At 49.8% G+C, this 532-nt stretch carries 1 protein-coding gene; it reads left to right on the forward strand.

What is annotated here, in order from left to right; genetic code table 11:
* On the forward strand, positions 1–532 hold a 532-nt coding region (locus tag A8L45_RS24875), incomplete at both ends, for a hypothetical protein (RefSeq protein ID WP_175402086.1).

Here is a 532-nt window from a genome sequence, read left to right on the forward strand (position 1 = left end):
TTCAGCAAAGGGTTGCAGTTACTGAGTGGGCAGCACTGAGTGGGGTTACCTATTCCAACGATGAGTTGTCGACAACAAGCAATTCTGGGTGGAGCAGGCAGGCTAATTCCAAGCGCATGTCAGAATATGGATTTACCGACCACTACCGACTCAATATAACCGTTAAGGAAACGGGCTCGGCCATGATTGGTCTTGGACGCACAGAAAGCAGGGCCTCTTATACCGATATCGACTACGCGCTCTATGTGTCTTCTAGCAACCTCTACATCTACGAAAATGGCAGCTACATAGGGCGGGCCAGTGCACTTGCTAAAGGGGATGTTCTCAGTATTGAAGTCAACAATGGCAGCGTGAAGTACCTCAGGAACGGTGATGTAGTCCGTGAGACGTCCTACAGCGGCGATACCCCAGACTTCTATATAGATTCGAGTATCGCCGGCATATTTAAAGCCAGCAATATTGAGATTGAATCATTGGATGGACACGGTGGTGGCCTCGAGATCGCAGGTGGAGCAGGCAATGACACCCTTGT

Origin of the sequence: Veronia pacifica, assembly GCF_001707825.1 — a bacterium.
GTDB classification, from domain to species: domain Bacteria; phylum Pseudomonadota; class Gammaproteobacteria; order Enterobacterales; family Vibrionaceae; genus Veronia; species Veronia pacifica.